Origin of the sequence: Microbacterium sp. NPDC059771 (assembly GCF_042732495.1) — a bacterium.
Classification (GTDB): Bacteria; Actinomycetota; Actinomycetes; order Actinomycetales; family Microbacteriaceae; genus Microbacterium; species Microbacterium sufflavum.
This window is the reverse complement of the sequence record NZ_JBHWHK010000001.1, coordinates 1,754,051-1,774,052: the sequence shown is the minus strand read 5'-3', so window position 1 is coordinate 1,774,052 and position 20,002 is coordinate 1,754,051. Positions and strand designations below refer to the sequence as shown.

The window sequence follows — 20,002 nt, the reverse complement described above, 5'->3', positions numbered from 1 at the left end:
GGGTTCACTCCTTGATTCGAGGGGGACGGACGGCGGGAACACGCAGGACGGCGCGCAAGCTCACGACGGTCAGGACGATGAGCAGCACGTTGCGCAGCGTGAGCAGCAGCACGGGCACGGGCTCGGCCCGCAGCAGCGCGTCGTAGGTGAGCGGGTAGATCAGGCAGGTGACCAGGCACAGCGCCAGCACCAGCACGGCGGGCACCGTCGCGCGCGCCCTGTCCCACACGATCCAGAGGATCACGGGCGCGAGAAGCCAGGTCTGGAACTGCGGCGACCCCACCTTGTTGCCGACGATCAGCACCGTCACGAGCGCGAGCGCGAGCGGCGGGAACAACCGGCCGAACACCGCACCGCGCGTGGCCTTGACCGCCCCGAGGGCGGTGACCGCGACGACCGCCACGGCCATCAGCGGCGTGAGGACCGCGGCGACCGCATCGACGCCCGGCGCGGTGATCTGGAACGTGAGGATGTCGAAGCTGTACTCGATGCGGGCGGCACCGGCCACCGCGAGCCACAGGAACGGCGTCGCCGCGACCGCCTCGATCTGCAGGCCGCGACCGGTCTGCGCGGTGAGGAACCCGAGGATCTCCGACCGGGCACCGAGCAGCACGAGCCCCCCGAGCACGACGGCCGTGACCACCAGCGCCGCCACGAGCTGCCGCCACCGCCGGCGCCCGGCCACCACCGCCGCGAGCAGCAGCGCGCCCGGCCAGATCTTGATCCACGCGCCGACCGTCAGGAGGGCAGCGGCGAGCGCGGGCCGCGACAGCAGCCACAGGCCGGCGACGACCGCGATCGGCACGGTGACCGCGTCGATCCGGTACAGCGCGATGGGTCCGAGCAGCAGGAGCGCGGCGCACCAGAACCACGCCGCGGCCGTGCGCGCCCGGCCCGCACGACGCCCGACCAGCACGGCGAACGCGACAGCGTCGAGCACGCCCACCAGCACCGCCCAGGCCACGAGGTACGCGGACGAGACGCCGAGCAGGGGCACGAGCGGGGTGGCCAGGAGCCCGGTGAGCAGCATCGGCAGCAGCGCGAGCTGGGGGTACACCCACGGTTCGGTGACGCCCACGACCGGGCCGCCGCCGAGCGCCGCCGACGACCAGGGCTCGTACACCAGCACGACGTCGCCCATCGGCTGGCTCGGGTAGATCCACCCCGCGAGCGCGGTGAGCAGATGCACCAGGAGGAACGCGGCCCACAGCGCGATCGTCCGGGCGGGCACGCGCCGGGTCACGACAGGACGTCCGCGATCGCGAGGGGCAGCGCCTCCGCCACGTCCAGCGCGACGATCGGGTGGCCCGTGCCGCCCCCACCCACCCCCGCGGCGATGCGCGCGGCGTGCCCGTGCAGCCAGGTGCCGGCCGCGGCCACCTCGGCGAGCGGAGCACCGGGGTTGGCCGCGATCACGGCCCCGAGCACGCCGGCCAGCACATCGCCCGTGCCCGCGGTCGCGAGCCACCCGGTGCCCGCGTCCACGGCGATCACCGGGCCGTCGGGTCCCGCGATCAGCGTGCGGGCCCCCTTGCGCAGCACGACGCCGTGCAGCTCCGCGGCCATCCGTCGTACCTCGGCCGCCGTGTCCTGATCCGCGTCGACCAGACCGAGGCGCTCCCGAAGCCGGGCGAACTCCCCCGCGTGCGGGGTCACCACGAACGGCGCGGTCGCGCCGGACGCCAGGTCGAGTGCGCCGGCGTCGATCACGACCGGGGCCGTGCCCGACACGATCTCGCGCAGCGCCCGCGCCTCGGCGTCCGTCCGCTCCTCGGGGTCGGTGCCGGAGCCGATGACCCACGCTCCGACCCGGGTGCGCCCGGTGTCGGGCCCGCCCACGGTCTCCGGGCGGCGGGCGAGCACGGCGTCGATCACGCGCTGCTCTCCCGCATACCGCACGAAGCCCGCGCCGGCGCGCCATGCGGCCTCGACACCGAGCACCGCGGCCCCGGGGTACGCGGGCGAACCGGTGCGCAGGGCCACCACGCCGCGCGAGTACTTGTCGTCGTCGCGTGTCGCGGCGCGGACGAACCGGGCCGTGTCGCCGCGTGACCACTCGCGCGCTTCGCTCATGCCTCCACGTTAGCGGGCGGCCCCGCCGCCTCCCGAGCCCCGGTAGCGTCGAACCGTGAGCCTCCTCTTCTCCCCGTTGACCATCCGCTCGACCACGTTCCGCAACCGCCTGTGGGTCTCCCCGATGTGCATGTACAGCGCCCTCGACGGCGTCGCGCAGGAGTGGCACCACGCCCACCTGGCGCAGTTCGCCTCGGGCGGCGCCGGGCTGATCGTCACCGAGGCCACCGCCGTGGTGCCGGAGGGTCGCATCTCGCCGCGCGACCTCGGGCTGTGGACCGACGAGCAGCGCGACGCCCTCGCCCCCGTCGTCCGGGCGATCCACGACCGGGGCTCGCTCGCCGGCATCCAGCTCGCGCACGCGGGTCGCAAGGCGTCGACATGGTGGCCGTGGGCGCCCGAGCGCGGCTCCGTGCCCGCGACCGAGGGCGGCTGGACCACCGTGGCTCCGTCCGCCGTGGCCTTCGACGGGTTCGCGGATCCGGTCGCCCTCGACGCGGCGGGCATCGACCGCGTGGTCGAGGCGTTCGCCACGTCGGCGCGGCGCGCGCTCGACGCCGGCTTCGACGTGCTGGAGTTGCACGGCGCGCACGGCTACCTGCTGCACCAGTTCCTGTCACCGCTGTCGAACCACCGCGACGACGAGTACGGCGGCTCGCTCCACAACCGTGCCCGGCTGCTGCTGCGGGTGCTCGACGCCGTGCGCGCGACCGCCGGCGACGACGTCCCGGTGTTCGTGCGGATCTCGGCGACCGACCACGCCGAGGGCGGGTTCACGCCAGACGAGGCCGCAGTGGTCGGGGCGTGGGCGACCGAGCACGGTGCCGACCTGATCGATGTGTCCAGCGGCGGGCTCGTCGCGCACCAGCGCATCGCCGTGTCGCCCGGCTACCAGGTGCCGCTCGCGGAGACCGTGCGCCAGGGCGGCCGCATCCCGGTGTCGGCGGTCGGCCTCATCACCGCGGCCGCACAGGCCGAGCAGGTGCTGGCCGACGGCGCGGCGGATGCGATCTTCGCCGGTCGGGAGTGGCTGCGCGACCCGCACTTCGCGCTGCGTGCGGCGCACGAGCTCGGTGCCGAGGTCGCGTGGCCGCCGCAGTACGAGCGCGCCCGCTGGCGCTGAACCGCCTCTCGACGACGAAGGCCGCCGCCCCATCGGGAACGGCGGCCTTCGCGCTGGACGGCTGTGGTGTCAGTGCCCGCGCACGCGCCGCGTCGCGTCCTGCACCTCACCGACGAGCTCCTCCAGGATGTCCTCCAGGAACAGCACCGCCGTCGTCTCGCCCGCCGAGTCGCGCACCTTCGCCAGGTGACGGCCGGCGCGTCGCATCACGGCGAGCGCGTCCTCCAGGTCGGTGTCCTCCTGCACGGGGACCATGTGGTGGATCCGCTTGCCCGGGATCGGCTCGTGCACCTTCGTGTCCGCGTCCGGCCCCTCCGAGGCGCGCAGGATGTCCTTCAGGTGCACGTACCCGATCGGGGCGTCCTCGTCGTCGACGATCACGTAGCGCGAGAACCCGTAGCGGGCCACGGCCTTCTCGATGTCGTCCGGCGTCGTGGTCTGCGGCAGCGTCACGAGGTCGCCCAGCGGCACCGCCACGTCGCGCGCCTTCTTGTCGGTGAACTCGACGGCGGCGGTCACGGTGCCCGCGGTGTCCATCAGCACGCCCTCGCGACGGGACTGGCTCACGATCGTGGCCACCTCGTCGAGCGTGAAGGTCGAGGCCGCCTCGTTCTTCGGCTCGACGCGGAACAGCCGTAGCACGCCGTTGGCTGCCGCGTTGAGCAGCCAGATCACCGGCATGAACACCTTCGAGATCCAGACCAGCGGCGACGCGAGGATCAGCACCGCGCGGTCGGGCACCGAGAACGCCAGGTTCTTCGGCACCATCTCGCCGAACACCACGTGCAGGAACGAGACGACGAGCAGCGCGATCACGAACGAGACCACGTCGACCGCGCCGTCGGCCCAGCCCAGCGCGTGCATCGGCACCGCGAGCAGGTGGTGGATCGCCGGCTCCGACACGTTCAGGATCAGCAGGGAGCAGATCGTGATGCCCAGCTGCGAGGTCGCGAGCATGAGCGTGGCGTGCTCCATCGCGTACAGCGCCGTCTTCGCGGCCCGGGACCCGCGCTCGGCGCGCGGCTCGATCTGCGAGCGCCGCGCGGAGATCACCGCGAACTCCGCGCCGACGAAGAACGCGTTCGCCGCCAGCAGCACGACCAGCCAGGCGAGGCCGACCCAATCGCTCATCGCGACACCTCCTCGGCCTCGAGGGAGTCCGGTCTGGGCACGTAGCGCACCCGGTCCACCCGGCGGCCGTCCATCCGGACGACGTGCAGCGTGCCGCTCTCCAGCGGCACCTCGTCGCCGACGACCGGCACGCGCTCCAGCACGCTCATGACGTAGCCGCCCACGGTGTCGTACACGTCGCCCTCCGGCACGTCGACGCCCGCACGGCTGCGCAGCTCATCGGGGCGCAGCTCGCCGGGGAACGTGATCCCGTCGCGGTTGCGGATGATGCCGGCCCGCGTGCGGTCGTGCTCGTCGGACACCTCGCCCACGAGCTCCTCCACCAGGTCCTCCAGGGTCACGATGCCCGCCGTGCCGCCGTACTCGTCGACCACGACGGCCAGCTGGTAGCCGCGGCCGCGGAGGTCGGAGATCAGCGCGTCGACGTGGGCGGTCTCCGGCACGCGCAGCGGCTCGGTCGCCAGGGCGCCGACGGGCACCTCGGCCCGCCGCTCCCGCGGCACGGCGATCGCGGCCTTCAGGTGCACGACGCCGGTGATGTCGTCGAGGTCCTCGTCGAACACCGGGAAGCGGCTGTGGCCCGTGCGGCGCGCGAGCTGGATCACGTCGTCGACCGAGTCGCCCGCGGCGATCGCGTGCATGCTCGGACGGGCCGTCATCACGTCGGCGGCCGTGAGGCGTGAGAACGTCAGGGTGCGGTCGAGCAGCGTCGCCGTGTCGGCCTCCAGCAGCCCGGCGCTCGCGGAGCGGCGTACCAGAGACGACAGCTCCTCCGCGCTCCTGGCGCCGGACAGCTCCTCCTTGGGCTCGATGCCCATGCCGCGCAGCACGCCGTTCGCGCTGCCGTTGAGCACCACGATCGCGGGCTTGAACACGGCCGTGAACGCGGTCTGGAACGGGATCACGAGCTTCGCGGTCGCCAGGGGCAGCGCGAGCGCGAAGTTCTTCGGGACCAGCTCACCCAGGATCATCGACAGCACCGTGGCCACGAACATCGCCACGACGGTCGCGATCGGGGCGACCGCGGCCTCGGGGATGCTCCAGGCGACGAGCGTCGGGCGCAGGAGGTTCGACAGCGCCGGCTCCATCGTGTAACCGGTGAGCAGCGTGGTCAGCGTGATGCCGAGCTGCGCGGACGACAGGTGCGTCGAGGTGTGCTTGAGAGCGCTGATCGTGAGCGAGAGCCGGGATTCGCCCCGGGCCTGTCGCGCCTCCAGTTCGGCCCGGTCGAGATTGACCAGGGCGAACTCGCTCGCGACGAAGAGGCCGGTGCCGACCGTGAGCAGGAGCCCCACGCCCAACATGATGAAATCCATCAGCTATTCCTCTCCGCGGAGAGTTCGGGACGGTGGGGCGATGTTCGGCAACTGGGGGGGTCGTCCATAGTGCGCTCGATTCTACAGAACGCCGCCATGACCGCGCCCGTGCTACCAGCTCACCGGCAGCGCCTTGCCCTCCTCGTAGCCGGCCGCGGACTGCAGGCCGACCAGCGCGCGCTCGTGGAACTCCGGCACGGTCGCGGCACCCGCGTACGTGAACGACGACCGCACGCCGGACGTGATCATGTCGAGCAGGTCCTCCACACCCGGCCGCAGCGGGTCGAGGTAGATCTTCGAGGAGGAGATGCCCTCGGCGAACAGCTCCTTGCGGGCGCGCTCGTATGCGTCGAGGCGCTCGAACCGCGCCTGCACGGCCTTGGTCGACGCCATCCCCCACGACTCCTTGAACAGGCGGCCCTCCGCGTCGCGCTGCAGCTCGCCCGGCGCCTCGATCGTGCCGGCGAACCACGAGCCGATCATCACCGAGGCCGCGCCGGCTGCCAGTGCGAGAGCGACGTCGCGCGGGTAGCGCACTCCCCCGTCCGCCCACACGTGCGCTCCGGCCTCGCGGGCGGCCTGCGCCGTCTCCAGCACTGCCGAGAACTGCGGGCGCCCCACGGCGGTCATCATGCGCGTCGTGCACATCGCGCCGGGGCCGACGCCGACCTTGAGGATCGTGGCCCCCGCATCGACGAGGTCGCGCACGCCGTCGGCCGTGACGATGTTGCCCGCGACGATCGGGAGGCCGAGGCCGAGCTCGGCCACCGTGCGCAGTGCGCGGAGCATGCCCTCCTGGTGGCCGTGGGCGGTGTCGAGCACCAGCACGTCCACCCCGGCACCGGCGAGCGCGCGGGCCTTCGCGGCGACGTCGCCGTTGATGCCGACCGCCGCGGCCACCGCGAGTCGTCCGTCCGCGTCGACGGCGGGGCGGTACAGCGTGGCGCGAAGGGCGCTGCGGGCGCTCAGCGTGCCGACGAGGTGCCCGTGGTGGACCACGGTGACCATGTCGACGTCCGCCTCGGTGATCACGTCGAACGCGTGCCGCTCCGAGCCGATGTCGTCGGCGTCGATCGACGGGCTGCCGCGGTGGACAAGGTCGCCCAGCTGCGCGTCGGGGAGGGCGGTCGCGAGGCGGGTCGCCGGCAGGATGCCGAGGATCCGCTCCACGTCGATCGGGCCGGACCCCTGGGCGACCACGATCCCGTGACCGCTGGTGGCCGGCAGCAGTCGCAGCGCCTCGGCCACCGTGGCGTGCGGGGGCAGCACGATCGGCGTGTCCCACAGCACGGGCTGGCTCTTCACATCGCGGATCGCCGCGTCGAGCTCCTGCAGCGGGAGGTCCTGCGGCAGCACGCCGAGCGCACCGCGCCGGGCGAGCACCGCGGCGAGGCGGGGCCCGGTGACCGAGTTCATGTTCGCGGCCACCAGCGGCAGGGTCGCCGGGGTGCCGTCGTGCGGGGCCAGATCGACCTGGAGCCGACTGGTGACGCCCGACCGGCGCGGCACCAGGAAGACGTCCGAATAGGTCAGATCGACGGTGGGCTGCGCGCCTGAGAACTCCATGCCTCCACGGTACCGAGATCGGGACGGCGCGGGCGGGTGGCTTCGACGATTACCCGGGCGAAACAGGTTAGGCTTGATGGTCGAGAGTGTGCGCGCCCGAACGCATTCCTGCGTCGTGCCTCCGCACCGAAGATCTTCAGCGATGAAAGAGGGCGATAGAGCGTGTCGAACCAGGTGACCGGCGTCGGTGGCGACGGGGGGTTCGGAGCCAATTCCTGGCTCGTCGAAGAGCTCTACGAGCAGTTCAAGGAGAACCGCGACTCGGTCGACAAGGAGTGGTGGCCCATCCTGGAGCAGTACCACTCCGAGGCCACGGCCGCCGGGACGAGCGCGACGGGATCCGCTCCGGCTGACACCGCAGCCGCACCCGCGCATCCGGTCACCGCGCCCATCCCCGTGATCGGTGCGCAGCCCGTCGCCCGCACGACGGCCAAGCCCGCCGCGGCCGCCCCGATCCCCGCGCAGGCGCCGAAGCCCAAGCCCGAGTCGAAGGAGCCGGTCGAGTCCTCCGAAGAGGACAAGGTCACGCCGCTGCGCGGTCTGCCCAAGACCCTCGCCGCGAACATGGACGAGTCGCTCACCGTCCCCACCGCGACCAGCGTCCGCACCGTCCCCGCCAAGCTGATGATCGACAACCGCATCGTCATCAACAACCACATGGCCCGCACGCGCGGCGGCAAGGTCAGCTTCACGCACCTCATCGGTTGGGCGCTCATCCGCACGCTCGACGAGTTCCGCAGCCAGAACGTGTTCTACGCCGAGGTCGACGGCAAGCCCTCCGTCGTCGCCCCCGCGCACGTCAACCTCGGCATCGCGATCGACCTGCCCAAGCCCGACGGCACGCGCGCCCTCATGGTGCCGAGCATCAAGCGCGCCGACACCATGACCTTCACCGAGTACCTCGCCGCGTACGAGGACCTGGTCACCCGCGCCCGCGGCAACAAGCTCACCGCCACCGACTTCCAGGGCACCACGGTGTCGCTCACCAACCCGGGCGGCATCGGCACGGTGCACTCGGTGCCGCGTCTCATGAAGGGCCAGGGCTGCATCATCGGCGCCGGCGCCCTCGAGTACCCGGCCGAGTTCCAGGGCGCGAGCGAGAAGACGCTCAACGAGCTCGCGATCGGCAAGACCATCACCCTCACCAGCACCTACGACCACCGTGTCATCCAGGGCGCAGGGTCCGGCGAGTTCCTGAAGAAGGTGCACGAGCTGCTGATCGGGCAGCGCGGGTTCTACGACGACATCTTCGCCGCGCTGCGCATCCCGTACGCGCCGATCCGCTGGAACCCCGACATCGCGGTCGACCTGGCCGAGCGCGTCGACAAGCAGTCCCGCGTGCAGGAGCTGATCAACTCCTTCCGCGTGCGCGGCCATCTGATGGCCGACATCGACCCGCTCGAGTACGTGCAGCGCTCGCACCCCGACCTGGAGATCGAGAGCCACGGGCTGACCTTCTGGGACCTCGACCGCGAGTTCGTCACGGGCGGCTTCGGCGGGCGCCGCGTGGCGAAGCTGCGCGACATCCTCGGCGTGCTGCGCGACTCGTACTGCCGCACGCTCGGCATCGAGTACATGCACATCCAGGACCCGGAGCAGCGCCGCTGGTTCCAGGAGAAGGTCGAGGTCAAGTACCAGAAGCCCGGCCACGACGAGCAGCTGCGGGTGCTCCGCAAGCTGAACGAGGCCGAGGCGTTCGAGACCTTCCTGCAGACGAAGTTCGTCGGCCAGAAGCGGTTCTCGCTGGAGGGCGGCGAGTCGCTCATCCCGCTGCTCGACGAGATCCTCCAGGGCGCGGCGACCGCGGGCCTCGAGGGCGCGGCGATCGGCATGGCCCACCGCGGCCGCCTCAACGTGCTGACCAACATCGCCGGCAAGACCTACGGCCAGGTGTTCCGGGAGTTCGAGGGCACGCAGATGCCCGGCAACCAGCGCGGCTCCGGCGACGTGAAGTACCACCTCGGCACGGAGGGCACGTTCGTCGCCGACGACGGCTCCTCGCTCCCGGTGTACCTCGCCGCCAACCCCTCGCACCTCGAGACCGTCGACGGCGTGCTGGAGGGCATCGTCCGCGCCAAGCAGGACCGTAAGCCGATCGGCACGTTCGCCTGGCTGCCCATCCTCGTGCACGGCGACGCGGCCTTCGCCGGTCAGGGCGTCGTCGTGGAGACCCTGCAGATGTCGCAGCTGCGCGGCTACCGCACGGGCGGCACCATCCACGTCGTGGTCAACAACCAGGTGGGCTTCACGACCACCCCGAGCGACGCCCGCACCTCGGTGTACGCGACCGACGTGGCCAAGACGATCCAGGCGCCCATCTTCCACGTGAACGGCGACGACCCCGAGGCCGTCATCCACGTCGCGCAGCTGGCGTTCGAGTACCGCGAGCGCTTCCACCGCGACGTCGTGATCGACCTGGTCTGCTACCGCCGTCGCGGTCACAACGAGGGCGACGACCCGTCGATGACGCAGCCGCTCATGACCGACCTCATCCAGGCCAAGCGGTCGGTGCGCCGCCTGTACACGGAGTCGCTGGTCGGTCGCGGTGACATCACCGAGGAGGAGTACGACGAGGCCAAGGCCGACTTCCAGAACCGCCTGGAGATCGCTTTCGCCGAGACGCACGCCGCCGAGACGGGTGCCACGCCGATCGCGCCCGAGCTCCCGCCGGTCGAGGACCAGGTGGGCGCACCCGAGATCACCGGCGTCCCCGCCGAGGTCATCCAGCTGATCGGTGACGCGTTCGTGAACAAGCCCGAGGGCTTCACGGTGCACCCGAAGATCCAGCAGCTGCTGGAGAAGCGCCTCGACATGAGCCGCAACGGCAACATCGACTGGGGCTTCGGCGAGCTCCTCGCCTTCGGGTCGCTGCTGGTCGAGGGCACCCCGGTGCGGCTCGCCGGACAGGACTCGCGCCGCGGCACGTTCGTCCAGCGCCACGCCGCGCTGCACGACCGCGCGAACGGCCAGGAGTGGCTGCCGCTGTCGAACCTGTCCGACGCGCAGGGCCGCTTCTTCGTCTACGACTCCCTGCTCAGCGAGTACGCCGCGCTCGGATTCGAGTACGGCTACTCGGTCGAGGCGCCCGAAGCGCTCGTGCTGTGGGAGGCGCAGTTCGGCGACTTCGTCAACGGCGCCCAGTCGGTCATCGACGAGTACATCTCCGCCGCCGAGCAGAAGTGGGGTCAGCAGTCCAGCGTCACGCTCCTGCTCCCCCACGGCTACGAGGGCCAGGGACCGGATCACTCCTCCGCCCGCATCGAGCGCTTCCTGCAGCTGTGCGCTCAGGAGAACATGATCGTCGCGCGTCCGTCGACCCCGGCCTCGCACTTCCACCTGCTGCGCCGCCAGGCCTACGCCCGGCCGCGCAAGCCGCTGATCGTGTTCACCCCGAAGGCGATGCTGCGCCTGCGCGGGGCGACGAGCCCGGTCGAGGCCTTCACGCAGGGCCGTTTCGAGCCGGTCATCGACGACGACCGCGGTCTCGACCGTTCGGCCGTCAAGCGCGTGCTCGTGCACTCGGGCAAGGTGCACTGGGATCTGCGCGCCGAGCTGGAGAAGAACCCGAACCCCGAGGTGGCCCTGGTGCGCCTGGAGCAGCTGTACCCGACGCCGATCGACGAGCTCAAGGCCATCACCGACTCCTACCCGAACGCCGAGCTCGTGTGGGTGCAGGAGGAGCCGGAGAACCAGGGTGCCTGGCCGTTCCTCGCGCTCGCATTCGCGGATGTCCCCGGCGACCGCACGTTCCGTCCGATCTCGCGCCCGGCGTCCGCTTCGCCCGCGACCGGATCGTCGAAGGTGCACGCCGCGGAGCAGGCGACGCTGCTGCGCTCGGCCGTCACGCTCGGCTGACCGTTCGACCGCAACGGGCGCCGCGACCACTCGGTCGCGGCGCCCGTTCCCGTTGCGGCGAGGGCGGTCTCAGCGCGCCACGACGGGTTCGGCCGCGTGCCGAAGATCCGAGCTGAGGTGGTCGCGGGCGCGTACCTTCGCGGTCGCCTCCGCCCCCGCGGCGTCGAGCACGAGGAGCGCCGCCCCCAGCACAGGCGGCGCGTCCACGATCTCCAGCCGCGCTGAGGGCGCGTGCTCCGCAAGCCCCGCGTGGATGCTCGCGAGCAGCAGCGGGTCTCGGCCTCGTGCGACTCCGCCGCCGAACAGCACCGGCAGCTCGACCGCGCGCAGCCCGAGCCGGTCGACGCAGGCGCGCACGAACGCCACGACCTCGTCCGCCTGACGCCGCACCACCTGCCGTGCGACCTCGTCCCCCGCGGCCGCCGCCTCGAACAGCAGCGGTGCGAGAGCCGCGAAGGCCTGAGCCGGCCGTCGTCCGAGGTGCACGTCCTCGATGAGCGCGGCGACCGAGGAGGCGTCGACCGCGGCGAGAAGCCGCTCGACCAGCAGGGTGTGCGGTCCCCGGCCGTCCTCGGCCCGTGCGGCGTGCCATACGACCGCGTCGCCCAGTTCGGCGCCCCCGCCCCAGTCGCCCGAGAGCGGGCCCAACGCGGGGAAGCGCACCTGCGCCCCATCCGCCCGCACCCCGATGGCGTTCATGCCCGTGCCGCAGATCACGGCGACGGCGTCCTGCGCGTCGGTTCCGGCGCGCAGGAGTGCGTGCAGGTCGTTCTCCACGATCGCGCCCGGCGACCAGGGCAGCGGCGCGATGGCCGCACGGAACGCCGCGATCTCCTCCGCGAGGTCGAGTCCGGACAGGTACAGCCCCACGACGTCGAGGTCACGCGGGTCGCGGTCGCCGAGGGCGCGCCGCACGAGCCCGTCGATCACGCGGACCGACGGGGCGAGTCCGTCGATCTGCGGGCTCGACCCGGTCCCGCGCTCCCACGCGAGCACCTCTCCCGCGGTGTCGAGCAGCACCACGTCGGTCTTGGAGCCGCCGCCGTCCGCCGCGAGGACGAGCCGGTTCCGGTCGCGGCGGGTCACGCCCACTCCAGGTATCGCGCGTTGGCGGCGAGCAGCAGATCGGTCAGCTTCTCGGCGCGCTCGTGCTGCAGGACGAGCGGGTGCGCACGCATCGCCCGCAGCACGCGGTCACGCCCGCCGGCGGTCGCCGCGTCGAGCGCGAGCCGCTCGTAGCCTGCGACCGCGGAGATCAGTCCGCGGATGTCGTCGGGCAGTGCCGCCACGGGCTCGGCGAGGAAGCGACCGTCGCGATACCGGGCGGGCACCTCGATCACGTGGTCGTCGGGGAGGAACGGCAGTACCCCGTCGTTGCGGAGGTTCACCACGCGCGGCACCTCGGCGCCCCCGCGGATCGCGATCAGCAGCTCGATGGCCGCCTCGGAGTAGAACGCCCCGCCGCGCCGCTCGAGGATCTCGGGCTTGGTGTCGACGGAGGGGTCGGCGTAGAGCGCCAGCAGCTCGTGCTCGATCGCGCGCACCTCGACCGCGCGGGTCGCGTGGTGACGCTGTTCGTGCAGCACCTCGTCGTGCGCGTAGTAGTACCGCAGGTAGTACGAGGGCAGCACGCCGAGCTGCGCGAGCAGGGCGGGCGGGAGCTCGACCGTGTCGGCCAGTTCTCGCCCCCGCGTCGCGAGGGCCTCGGGGAGCTGGTCGACGCCGTCGATGTACACGCCGCGCTCCCAGGTGAGGTGGTTGAGCCCCACGTGGGCGAGGGTGACGCGGTCGGGCGCGACTCCGGCCTCCTCGGCGAAACGCCGCTGGAAGCCGATCGCCACGTTGCACAGTCCGACGGCGCGGTGCCCGTCCTCCAGCAGGGCGCGGGTGACGATGCCGACCGGGTTGGTGAAGTCCACGATCCACGCCTCGGGCTTGGCGTGGCGACGCACGACGTCGGCGATGCGCAGCACCACCGGGACCGTGCGCAGCGCCTTCGCGAGTCCGCCGGGGCCCGTGGTCTCCTGCCCGATGCAGTCGACGTCGTGCGGCCAGCTCTCGTCCTGCTCGCGGGCGTCCTGGCCACCCACGCGGAGCTGGATGAGCACGGCGTCGGCGTCGCTCACACCCGCCGCGAGGTCGGTGGTCGTGAGCAGTCGCGCGGGATGCCCTCCCCGCGCCATCATGCGGCGGGAGATGCCGCCCACGAGCCTCAGGCGGTCGGGATCCGTGTCGACGAGCACGAGCTCCTCGATCGGCAGTTCACGCTGCAGCCGGACGAACCCGTCGATCAGCTCCGGCGTATAGGTCGATCCTCCGCCGACGATGGCGAGTTTCATCTGTCCTCCTTGTTCGGGCGGGTGCCCGGTGGGCGTCAGTCGGTGGGGATGCGGTCTTCGAGGATCGTGCGGATCTGCTCGACCAGGAGCCGGCGGGCACCGAGGAGCACGGCGCTGTCGCCCGTTCCGCTCAGGCGCACCTCCGGGGTCGGCCGTTCCTCTCCGGCGGCACGCTCGGCCACGAGCTCGGCGAGCCGCTGTCCTCCCGCGAGGTTGGTCGGCCCGCCGAGCACGATCAGGGCGGGGTCGAGCACGACCAGCACGGGCTCGATGGTCAGCGCGATGCGGTCGGCGACCATCCGCAGCACCTCGTCGTGCAGCGCGAGTGCGGCGAGGCCGTCGTCGTCGGGGGGCAGGAGGTCGAGGATCACCTGCGAGCCGAGCAGATCCGTGGTCACGGCTCCGGGCTGACCGGTGCCGGCGGCCACGGTCAGGTAGCCGATCTCCCCGGCACTGCCGTGCGCGCCGCGGTGGATGGTGCCACCCAGGTCGACGCCGACACCGAGGCCCACACCCGCCCAGAGGAACGCGAAGCTGTCGACGTCCTGGGCCACGCCGACCGCACGCTCGGCCATCGTGGCGAGGTTGACGTCGTTCTCCAGCGTCACCGCGACACCGAGCGCGGCCTCGATCCGGGCTCTGGCGCCCGTCGCGGGCCACCCCGGCAGCGAGTCCGTGAGCGACAGGGTGTCCTGCCCCTGACCCACCGCGGCCTGCACGCCGATCGTCACGGCCTCGATCGTGTCGCGGTCGGCTTCGGCGGCGGCGCATGCGGCATCGACGGCGCGCGCGATGTCCTGCTCGGGCGAGCGTTCCTCGCCGATCACCGGAAGGTCGACCACCGGATGCTCCTGGCCGGTGGCGTCGACGAGTGTCGCCTGGATGCTGCCGTCGAGCATGCTCACCGCGACCCCCGCCACCCGGTCGGTCCGCACGCCCCAGCTCACCGCGCTCGGGCCGCGACTGCCCGCGACCTCCCCCACCGGCAGCACGAGGTCGGCGCGCTCGAGTCGCGCGATCATCTGCGTGGCGGTCGGCTTCGACATCCCGGACAGCTCGCCGAGTCGCGTGCGGGTCAGCGGGCCGTGCTCGAGGATGAGTCGCAGCGCTTCGCGATCGTTCCTGGTGCGCAGCCATGCCGAGGTGCCTGGGTCGATCTGTGCCATGGTGTGTGTTCCTTCCCCGCGACCGACTCAGGCGATGCCGAGTTCAGCGCGGACGTGGTCGCGAAGGCGGCCGAGGTTCTCGGGTTCGGGGGCGGCACCGAGGAGGGTCTTGGTGTACTCGTGCTGCGGGTGGAGGATGACCTGGTCGGCGGGTCCGCGTTCGACGACGTCGCCCTTGTAGAGCACCATGATCTCATCGGAGAAGTGGCGGGCTGTGGCGAGGTCGTGGGTGATGTACAGCACGCCCAGGTTCTCTTCCCGCTGCAGCTCGGCCAGCAGGTTCAGGACCCCGAGCCGGATCGACACGTCCAACATGCTCACCGGCTCGTCGGCGACGATGAACCGTGCCCCTGGGGCCAGCGCCCTCGCGATCGCGACGCGCTGCCGCTGCCCGCCGGACAGCTCGTGCGGGCGGCGCTCGGCGAAGCTCTCCCCCGGGGTCAGCCGGACCCGTTCGAGCAGCTCGAGCGCCCGCGCTCGCACCGCCGTCCCGGACAGCTTCGGGTGGTGCAGGCGGATCGGACGCTCCAGGTGATGCACGATCGTGTGGAACGGGTTCAACGACGCGAACGGGTCCTGGAACACCATCTGCACATCCGACCGGTACCGCTCCAACCCCCGACCCCGGGTGCCGGACTCGACACCGTCGAGGAGGATGGACCCGGAGGTGGGCGTCTCCAGCTTCATCAGCATCCGTGCGATCGTCGACTTCCCCGACCCCGACTCCCCCACCAGCGCGACCGTCTTCCCGGCCTCGATCGTGAACGACACGTCCTTCACCGCATGCAACACACTCGTGCGGAACCCGGAGCGCAGGGTGAAGTCCTTCACCAGATTCCGCGCCTCCAGGGTGCCGGTCGCGGTGGTGGTGTCGGCGATGGCGGTCATCGGATGCCCTCCTGGCTCATACCCGTGCGGACGAAATCGCCCCGCTCCCCGGTCAACGACGGGAAACTCGACAGCAGCCGTTTCGTGTACTCGTGCTGCGGGGTCCGGTAGATCTCCTCCGCCGTGCCCTGCTCCACGATCCGCCCCTGCAGCATCACCGCGATCCGATCACTGATCTCGATCAGCATCGGCAGGTCATGCGTGATGAAGATCACCGCGAACCCCAACCTCTCCCGCAACCGCATGATCTCCCGGATGATGCCCCGCTGCACCACCACATCCAACGCCGTCGTGGGCTCGTCCATGATCATCACCTGCGGATCGAGCGCCAACGCCATCGCGATCATCATCCGCTGCCGCATCCCGCCCGACAGCTCGTGCGGGAAACTCGTCAACCGGTTCGGATCCACCCCCACCAGCGTCAGCAGCTCCTCCGCCCGCTCCCGCTTCGCCCTCTTACTCATCCCCGGACGGTGCGTGTCGAAGATGTCGAAGATCTGCGCCCTCACACTGATCACCGGATTCAACGAGTTCATCGCCCCCTGGAACACCATCGAGATCTTGTCCCACCGGAACGCCCGCAACCCCTCCCCATCCAGGCCCACCACATCGATGTCATGACCATCCCGGTCATGGAACACGATCTCGCCCTGGGTCATCAACGCCGGAGCCTTCAACAACCGATTCATCCCATACGCGAGCGTCGTCTTCCCACACCCCGACTCCCCCGCCAACCCCAGGATCTCGCCACGATGCAGCGTCAGCGACACATCCCGCACCGCCCTGACCGGCGGATCCACCTCATACTCGATCGACACGTTCCTCGCGGTCAGCACCGCCTCGCTCATGCGACCGCTCCATCCCCGCCGACGCCACGACCGGCGCGACGTGCTCGGCGCTGGCGGCGCGCGGCCACCGGCGCGAGGCGCAGCTTCGGGTTCACGATCTCGTCGATCGCGAAGTTGATCAGCGACAGGGCCGTGCCGATCAGCGCGATGATCAGGCCGGGCGGCACGAACCACCACCAGGCGCCGCTTCCCACCGCCTGACCGGTCTGGGCGTCGTTGAGCACCGTGCCCAGGGTGATCGACCCGGTCGGTCCGAGGCCGAGGTACGACAGCCCCGCTTCGCCGAGCACCGCGAAGATCACCCCGAAGATCAGCTGCGCGGCGAGCAGCGGCACCAGGTTCGGGAGGATCTCGACGAAGATCACCCGCAGCGGTCGCTCGCCCGCGACGACCGCCGCGGCGACGTAGTCCCTCGTGCGCAGCGACCGCGCCGTCCCGCGGAGCACCACCGCCGACCCCGCCCAGCCGGTGATCCCGAGCACCAGCGCCACCAGCAGAGAGCTGCGGGCCAGGTCGCCCAGGCCCTCCGTGTGCTGCACGTAGGCGGCGATCACCATGACGAGCGGGAGCCCGGGGATCACGAGCATGATGTTGGTCGCGAGCATCAGGGTCTCGTCGAGCGCTCCGCCGAAATAGCCGGCGAGCACGCCGAACACCAACGCGAGGAACAGCGCCACGACGCCCGCGACCGCACCGACGAAGAGCGAGCCCTGCGTGCCGGTCGCGACCTGCGCGAGCACGTCGAAGCCCAGCTTGGTGGTGCCGAACGGGTGCTCGGGGCTCGGCGGCAGCAGCGGCTCGAAGCTCGCGTCACGCGGATCGCCGAGCAGGAGCGGGCCGATCAGCCCGAACAGCACGATCGCGGCGAGCACGATCATCCCGACGAGGAGCTTGCCCGACAGGCGCGGGAGTCCGCGGCGCAGGCGCGCCGACCGGGCGACGGCCACGGCGTGCGTGGACTCGGACGGGGAGACGATCAGATCAGCCATCGCGGCGCACCCTCGGGTCGATGAAGCCGTACAGGAGGTCGATCAGGAAGTTGGCCGCCAGCACGGTCAGCGTGATGACGAGGAACACCCCCTGCATCAGGGCGTAGTCGAGTCCCTGGACGGACTGGATCATGAGCTTGCCGAGTCCGGGGTAGCTGAACACCTGCTCCGTCACGATCGAGCCTGCAACGACGAAGCCCAGCGCGATGCCGAAGCCGGCGAGGCTCGGGATCGACGCGTTGCGCGCCGCATAGGCCCGGCGGATCCGGGAGGGCCGCAGCCCCTTCGCCTCCGCCGTGAGCACGTAGTCCTCCGACATCGTCTGCACCATCATGTTCCGCATCCCGAGCAGCCAGCCGCCGACCGAGGAGATCACGATCGTGGCCGCCGGCAACAGGGCGTGCACGAACGCACTCGCGAAGAACGCGGGTGTCCACTCCGGACCCGCCGGGAACTCGAACACGTCGTAGCCGCCGATGATCGGCAACAACCCCAGTTGCACCGAGAACACCGCGACGAGCACCAGCGCGAGCCAGAAGTACGGGATGGACTGCAGGAACGTGGTCACCGGCACCAGCTGGTCGACCCAGGTCCCGCGGAGCCATCCGACCCAGGCGCCCGCGAGGATCCCGAGCACGAACGAGATGATGGTGGCTGCTCCGACGAGCGTCACCGTCCACGGCAGAGCCGCGGCGATGAGCTCGCCTACCGGGGCCGGGTATCGGGTCGACGAGACCCCGAGATCACCGTGCAGCAGCCGACCCCAGTAGGCGAGGTATTGATCCCACAGCGTCGATCCCTTCTCCGCGCCGAGGATGGAGGTGATCGCCGCGATCGTCTCCTCGGACAGCGGTCGTCCACCGTTCGCGCGCCGGAGCTTGCCCAGCATGATCGCGGCGGGGTCGCCGGGCAGCAGCCGCGGCAGCAGGAAGTTGAGGGAGATCGCGGCCCAGAGCGTGATGATGTAGAACGCGATGCGGCGCATCCAGAACTTCACGAGCCTCTCCTCTCATCGGATCGAGCCATGGGTGCTGTGCCCTACTTCTTCGCCGGGCGCAGGTGCGTGAGGATGACCGCGGAGGCCGTCGACAGGTACGGCAGTGGTGCCGCGTACATGTCGTCCTCCGTCGGCCAGCCCGTGAAGTCGGCCGTGTTGAAGAACGACTGCGAGGCGTTCAGCACGACCGGGATGTAGGGCAGGTCACGCGCGATCTCGGCCTGCACCGCGGCGTACGCCTCCTTCTTGATCGCCTCGTCCTGCGTCGCGCCGGCCTGCTTCACCGCGGCGTCGACGACGGGGTTGGTGTAGCGGGCGTAGTTCTGTCCCTTGGTGGGCTCCTCGCCGACCTTGGCGCTGGCGGCCGTGGTGAAGTACTGGTCGTAGTTGGAGTACGGGTCGGCGACCAGCGACTGCGTGATGCCGTAGAGGGCGAGCTGGAAGTCGCCGGTCGAGATCGGCGTCCAGTACTCGGCCTCCGACACCGTGCGCGCGTTCACGCGGATGCCGGCCTCCGCGGCCTGTGCGCTGATGAGCTTGGCGGCGTCGTTGTAGTCGGTCCAGCCGTCGGGCGAGAACAGGTCGAGCTCGATCGCGGTGCCGTCCTTGCCGTAGAAGCCGTCGGAGCCCTTGGTGTAGCCGGCGCCTTCCAGGATGCCCTCGGCGGTCGCCGCGTCGGGCTCCTGGGGGCTGACCGCCAGGGACGGATCGCTCAGCCACTTCTCGTCGCGCGGCAGCAGGGCGAAGCTGGGCGACGCCTCGCCGGACAGCCCGGCGAACGCCTTGCTGCTGATGGCCGCTCGGTCGATCGCGAGGTTGAGCGCCTGGCGCACGGCCGGGTCGGTCTGGGCACCCGCGCAGCCCATCGACGTGTCGGCGCAGGTGACGATCACGGTCGGGTCCTGCTGCTGATTCATCGTGCTGATGCGGCCGTTGGAGGTCACGCCGTCCGGGTTGGCGATGAACTGGCCGACCCAGTCGAGCTTGCCGGTCTTGAGCAGATCCTCAGAGGACTGGTTGGAGTCGATGCCGATGTCCTGCACCTCGGTGATCTCGGGCGGGCCGTCGCGGAACAGCGGGTTCGCCTCGAGCGTGTAGGCGGCGTCGGTGAACGACTTGAGCATGTAGGGCCCGGAGCCGACCGGCTCGGGGTTCGTCTCGGTCATGTAGTCGTCGATGTCCGACCAGATGTGCTTCGGGATGATCCAGGTCGAGCCGAGGATGAGGGGCGTCGCCGTGAACTTCGCCGACGAGTACGTCACGACGACCGTGGTGTCGTCCGTGGCCTCGGCGGACACCATGTCGGGGTCGAGGTTCGAGCCGTAGCCCAGGCTGAAGGCGACGTCCTCGGCGGTGAGGTCCTCGCCGTCGCTCCACTTCAGGTCGGGCTTGATCGTGATGGTGAGGACGGTGCCGTCGTCACTGAACTCGTACGTGTCGCCGAGCATCCCGACCGGCGGGTCGGCGGACAGCTGGTTGAAGAAGAACAGCGGCTCGTAGATCGCGCCGAACGTCATGTGTGTCGCGGTGTCCACCGCGAACGGGTTGAAGTTGTTGGTGATCGGCGTCATCGACCCTGACCACATGCGCAGCGGGCGATCTGTGCCGGATGCGCTGCCACCGGGCGTGCAGCCGGCCAGTGCCAGCGCGAGGGCGGCGGCACCGGCGACGAGAGGAAGGGTCTTCCTCCAGCGGTTGACGTGCATGGAAA

The 20,002-nt window shown here is 71.1% G+C and carries 15 protein-coding genes; 2 read left to right on the top strand and 13 right to left on the bottom strand.

What is annotated here, in order from left to right; genetic code table 11:
- Positions 1 to 4 precede the first annotated feature (4 nt).
- The gene (locus ACFV3I_RS08375; RefSeq protein WP_378822700.1) at positions 5 to 1,243 is read right to left on the bottom strand and encodes a hypothetical protein; all 1,239 of its coding nucleotides are present in this window, start codon (positions 1,241 to 1,243) and stop codon (positions 5 to 7) included.
- Positions 1,240 to 2,073 carry an NAD(P)H-hydrate dehydratase gene (locus tag ACFV3I_RS08370; protein ID WP_378822699.1) on the bottom strand — a complete coding sequence of 278 codons (834 nt, stop codon included), beginning with the start codon at positions 2,071 to 2,073 and terminating at the stop codon, positions 1,240 to 1,242. Before ACFV3I_RS08370 ends, ACFV3I_RS08375 begins: the two co-directional genes overlap by 4 nt.
- 55 nt (positions 2,074 to 2,128) lie before the next feature.
- Here ACFV3I_RS08370 and ACFV3I_RS08365 point away from each other — a divergent pair, with 55 nt between their 5' ends.
- Entirely contained in the window at positions 2,129 to 3,196 is a 1,068-nt protein-coding gene (locus ACFV3I_RS08365) for an NADH:flavin oxidoreductase/NADH oxidase (RefSeq protein ID WP_378822697.1), read from the top strand.
- 69 nt (positions 3,197 to 3,265) lie between these two features.
- Here ACFV3I_RS08365 and ACFV3I_RS08360 read toward each other — a convergent pair whose 3' ends face one another.
- From ACFV3I_RS08360 to ACFV3I_RS08350, 3 genes are all read right to left on the bottom strand, one after another.
- Positions 3,266 to 4,327 (bottom strand): hemolysin family protein, encoded by a 1,062-nt coding sequence (locus ACFV3I_RS08360; protein WP_378822696.1) that lies wholly within the window; start codon positions 4,325 to 4,327, stop codon positions 3,266 to 3,268.
- Positions 4,324 to 5,643, bottom strand: coding sequence for a hemolysin family protein (locus ACFV3I_RS08355; protein ID WP_136030868.1), 1,320 nt, complete (start codon positions 5,641 to 5,643; stop codon positions 4,324 to 4,326). Before ACFV3I_RS08355 ends, ACFV3I_RS08360 begins: the two co-directional genes overlap by 4 nt.
- Positions 5,644 to 5,754: 111 nt before the next feature.
- The gene (locus tag ACFV3I_RS08350; protein WP_136030866.1) at positions 5,755 to 7,209 is read right to left on the bottom strand and encodes a GuaB1 family IMP dehydrogenase-related protein; all 1,455 of its coding nucleotides are present in this window, start codon (positions 7,207 to 7,209) and stop codon (positions 5,755 to 5,757) included.
- Positions 7,210 to 7,371: 162 nt separating this feature from the next.
- Here ACFV3I_RS08350 and ACFV3I_RS08345 point away from each other — a divergent pair, with 162 nt between their 5' ends.
- On the top strand, positions 7,372 to 11,064 hold the full coding sequence (locus ACFV3I_RS08345; protein ID WP_136030864.1) for a multifunctional oxoglutarate decarboxylase/oxoglutarate dehydrogenase thiamine pyrophosphate-binding subunit/dihydrolipoyllysine-residue succinyltransferase subunit: 3,693 nt from the start codon (positions 7,372 to 7,374) through the stop codon (positions 11,062 to 11,064).
- 69 nt (positions 11,065 to 11,133) lie between these two features.
- On the opposite strand, the gene ACFV3I_RS08340 is transcribed toward ACFV3I_RS08345, so the two are convergent.
- From ACFV3I_RS08340 to ACFV3I_RS08305, 8 genes are read right to left on the bottom strand one after another with little or no spacing between them, the layout of a single operon-like run.
- Positions 11,134 to 12,150, bottom strand: a complete 1,017-nt coding sequence (locus ACFV3I_RS08340; protein ID WP_378822695.1) for an N-acetylglucosamine kinase — start codon at positions 12,148 to 12,150, stop codon at positions 11,134 to 11,136.
- Positions 12,147 to 13,403: a 6-phospho-beta-glucosidase gene (locus ACFV3I_RS08335; RefSeq protein WP_136030860.1), complete on the bottom strand. Its 1,257-nt coding sequence runs from the start codon at positions 13,401 to 13,403 to the stop codon at positions 12,147 to 12,149. The genes ACFV3I_RS08340 and ACFV3I_RS08335 overlap by 4 nt, the downstream gene beginning before the upstream one ends.
- 35 nt (positions 13,404 to 13,438) lie before the next feature.
- Complete coding sequence (locus ACFV3I_RS08330) at positions 13,439 to 14,569, bottom strand: ROK family protein (protein WP_378822694.1); 1,131 nt, start codon at positions 14,567 to 14,569, stop codon at positions 13,439 to 13,441.
- Between the two features lie 27 nt (positions 14,570 to 14,596).
- Positions 14,597 to 15,457, bottom strand: coding sequence for an ABC transporter ATP-binding protein (locus ACFV3I_RS08325; protein ID WP_378822693.1), 861 nt, complete (start codon positions 15,455 to 15,457; stop codon positions 14,597 to 14,599).
- Positions 15,454 to 16,305: an ABC transporter ATP-binding protein gene (locus ACFV3I_RS08320; protein ID WP_378822692.1), complete on the bottom strand. Its 852-nt coding sequence runs from the start codon at positions 16,303 to 16,305 to the stop codon at positions 15,454 to 15,456. The genes ACFV3I_RS08325 and ACFV3I_RS08320 overlap by 4 nt, the downstream gene beginning before the upstream one ends.
- Positions 16,302 to 17,294 carry an ABC transporter permease gene (locus ACFV3I_RS08315; RefSeq protein WP_378822691.1) on the bottom strand — a complete coding sequence of 331 codons (993 nt, stop codon included), beginning with the start codon at positions 17,292 to 17,294 and terminating at the stop codon, positions 16,302 to 16,304. The genes ACFV3I_RS08320 and ACFV3I_RS08315 overlap by 4 nt, the downstream gene beginning before the upstream one ends.
- Positions 17,287 to 18,291 (bottom strand): ABC transporter permease, encoded by a 1,005-nt coding sequence (locus ACFV3I_RS08310; RefSeq protein WP_136032929.1) that lies wholly within the window; start codon positions 18,289 to 18,291, stop codon positions 17,287 to 17,289. Before ACFV3I_RS08310 ends, ACFV3I_RS08315 begins: the two co-directional genes overlap by 8 nt.
- A gap of 41 nt (positions 18,292 to 18,332) precedes the next feature.
- Positions 18,333 to 19,997, bottom strand: a complete 1,665-nt coding sequence (locus ACFV3I_RS08305; protein ID WP_378822690.1) for an ABC transporter substrate-binding protein — start codon at positions 19,995 to 19,997, stop codon at positions 18,333 to 18,335.
- Positions 19,998 to 20,002 lie beyond the last annotated feature (5 nt).

Bases quoted from the DNA above. Each gene is read 5' to 3' on its own strand.
- ACFV3I_RS08330 (WP_378822694.1), bottom strand. From the start codon at position 14,569: ATGGCACAGATCGACCCAGGCACCTCGGCATGGCTGCGCACCAGGAAC.
- ACFV3I_RS08320 (WP_378822692.1), bottom strand. From the start codon at position 16,305: ATGAGCGAGGCGGTGCTGACCGCGAGGAACGTGTCGATCGAGTATGAG.
- ACFV3I_RS08305 (WP_378822690.1), bottom strand. From the start codon at position 19,997: ATGCACGTCAACCGCTGGAGGAAGACCCTTCCTCTCGTCGCCGGTGCC.
- ACFV3I_RS08335 (WP_136030860.1), bottom strand. From the start codon at position 13,403: ATGAAACTCGCCATCGTCGGCGGAGGATCGACCTATACGCCGGAGCTG.
- ACFV3I_RS08360 (WP_378822696.1), bottom strand. From the start codon at position 4,327: ATGAGCGATTGGGTCGGCCTCGCCTGGCTGGTCGTGCTGCTGGCGGCG.
- ACFV3I_RS08370 (WP_378822699.1), bottom strand. From the start codon at position 2,073: ATGAGCGAAGCGCGCGAGTGGTCACGCGGCGACACGGCCCGGTTCGTC.
- ACFV3I_RS08350 (WP_136030866.1), bottom strand. From the start codon at position 7,209: ATGGAGTTCTCAGGCGCGCAGCCCACCGTCGATCTGACCTATTCGGAC.
- ACFV3I_RS08325 (WP_378822693.1), bottom strand. From the start codon at position 15,457: ATGACCGCCATCGCCGACACCACCACCGCGACCGGCACCCTGGAGGCG.
- ACFV3I_RS08315 (WP_378822691.1), bottom strand. From the start codon at position 17,294: ATGGCTGATCTGATCGTCTCCCCGTCCGAGTCCACGCACGCCGTGGCC.
- ACFV3I_RS08355 (WP_136030868.1), bottom strand. From the start codon at position 5,643: ATGGATTTCATCATGTTGGGCGTGGGGCTCCTGCTCACGGTCGGCACC.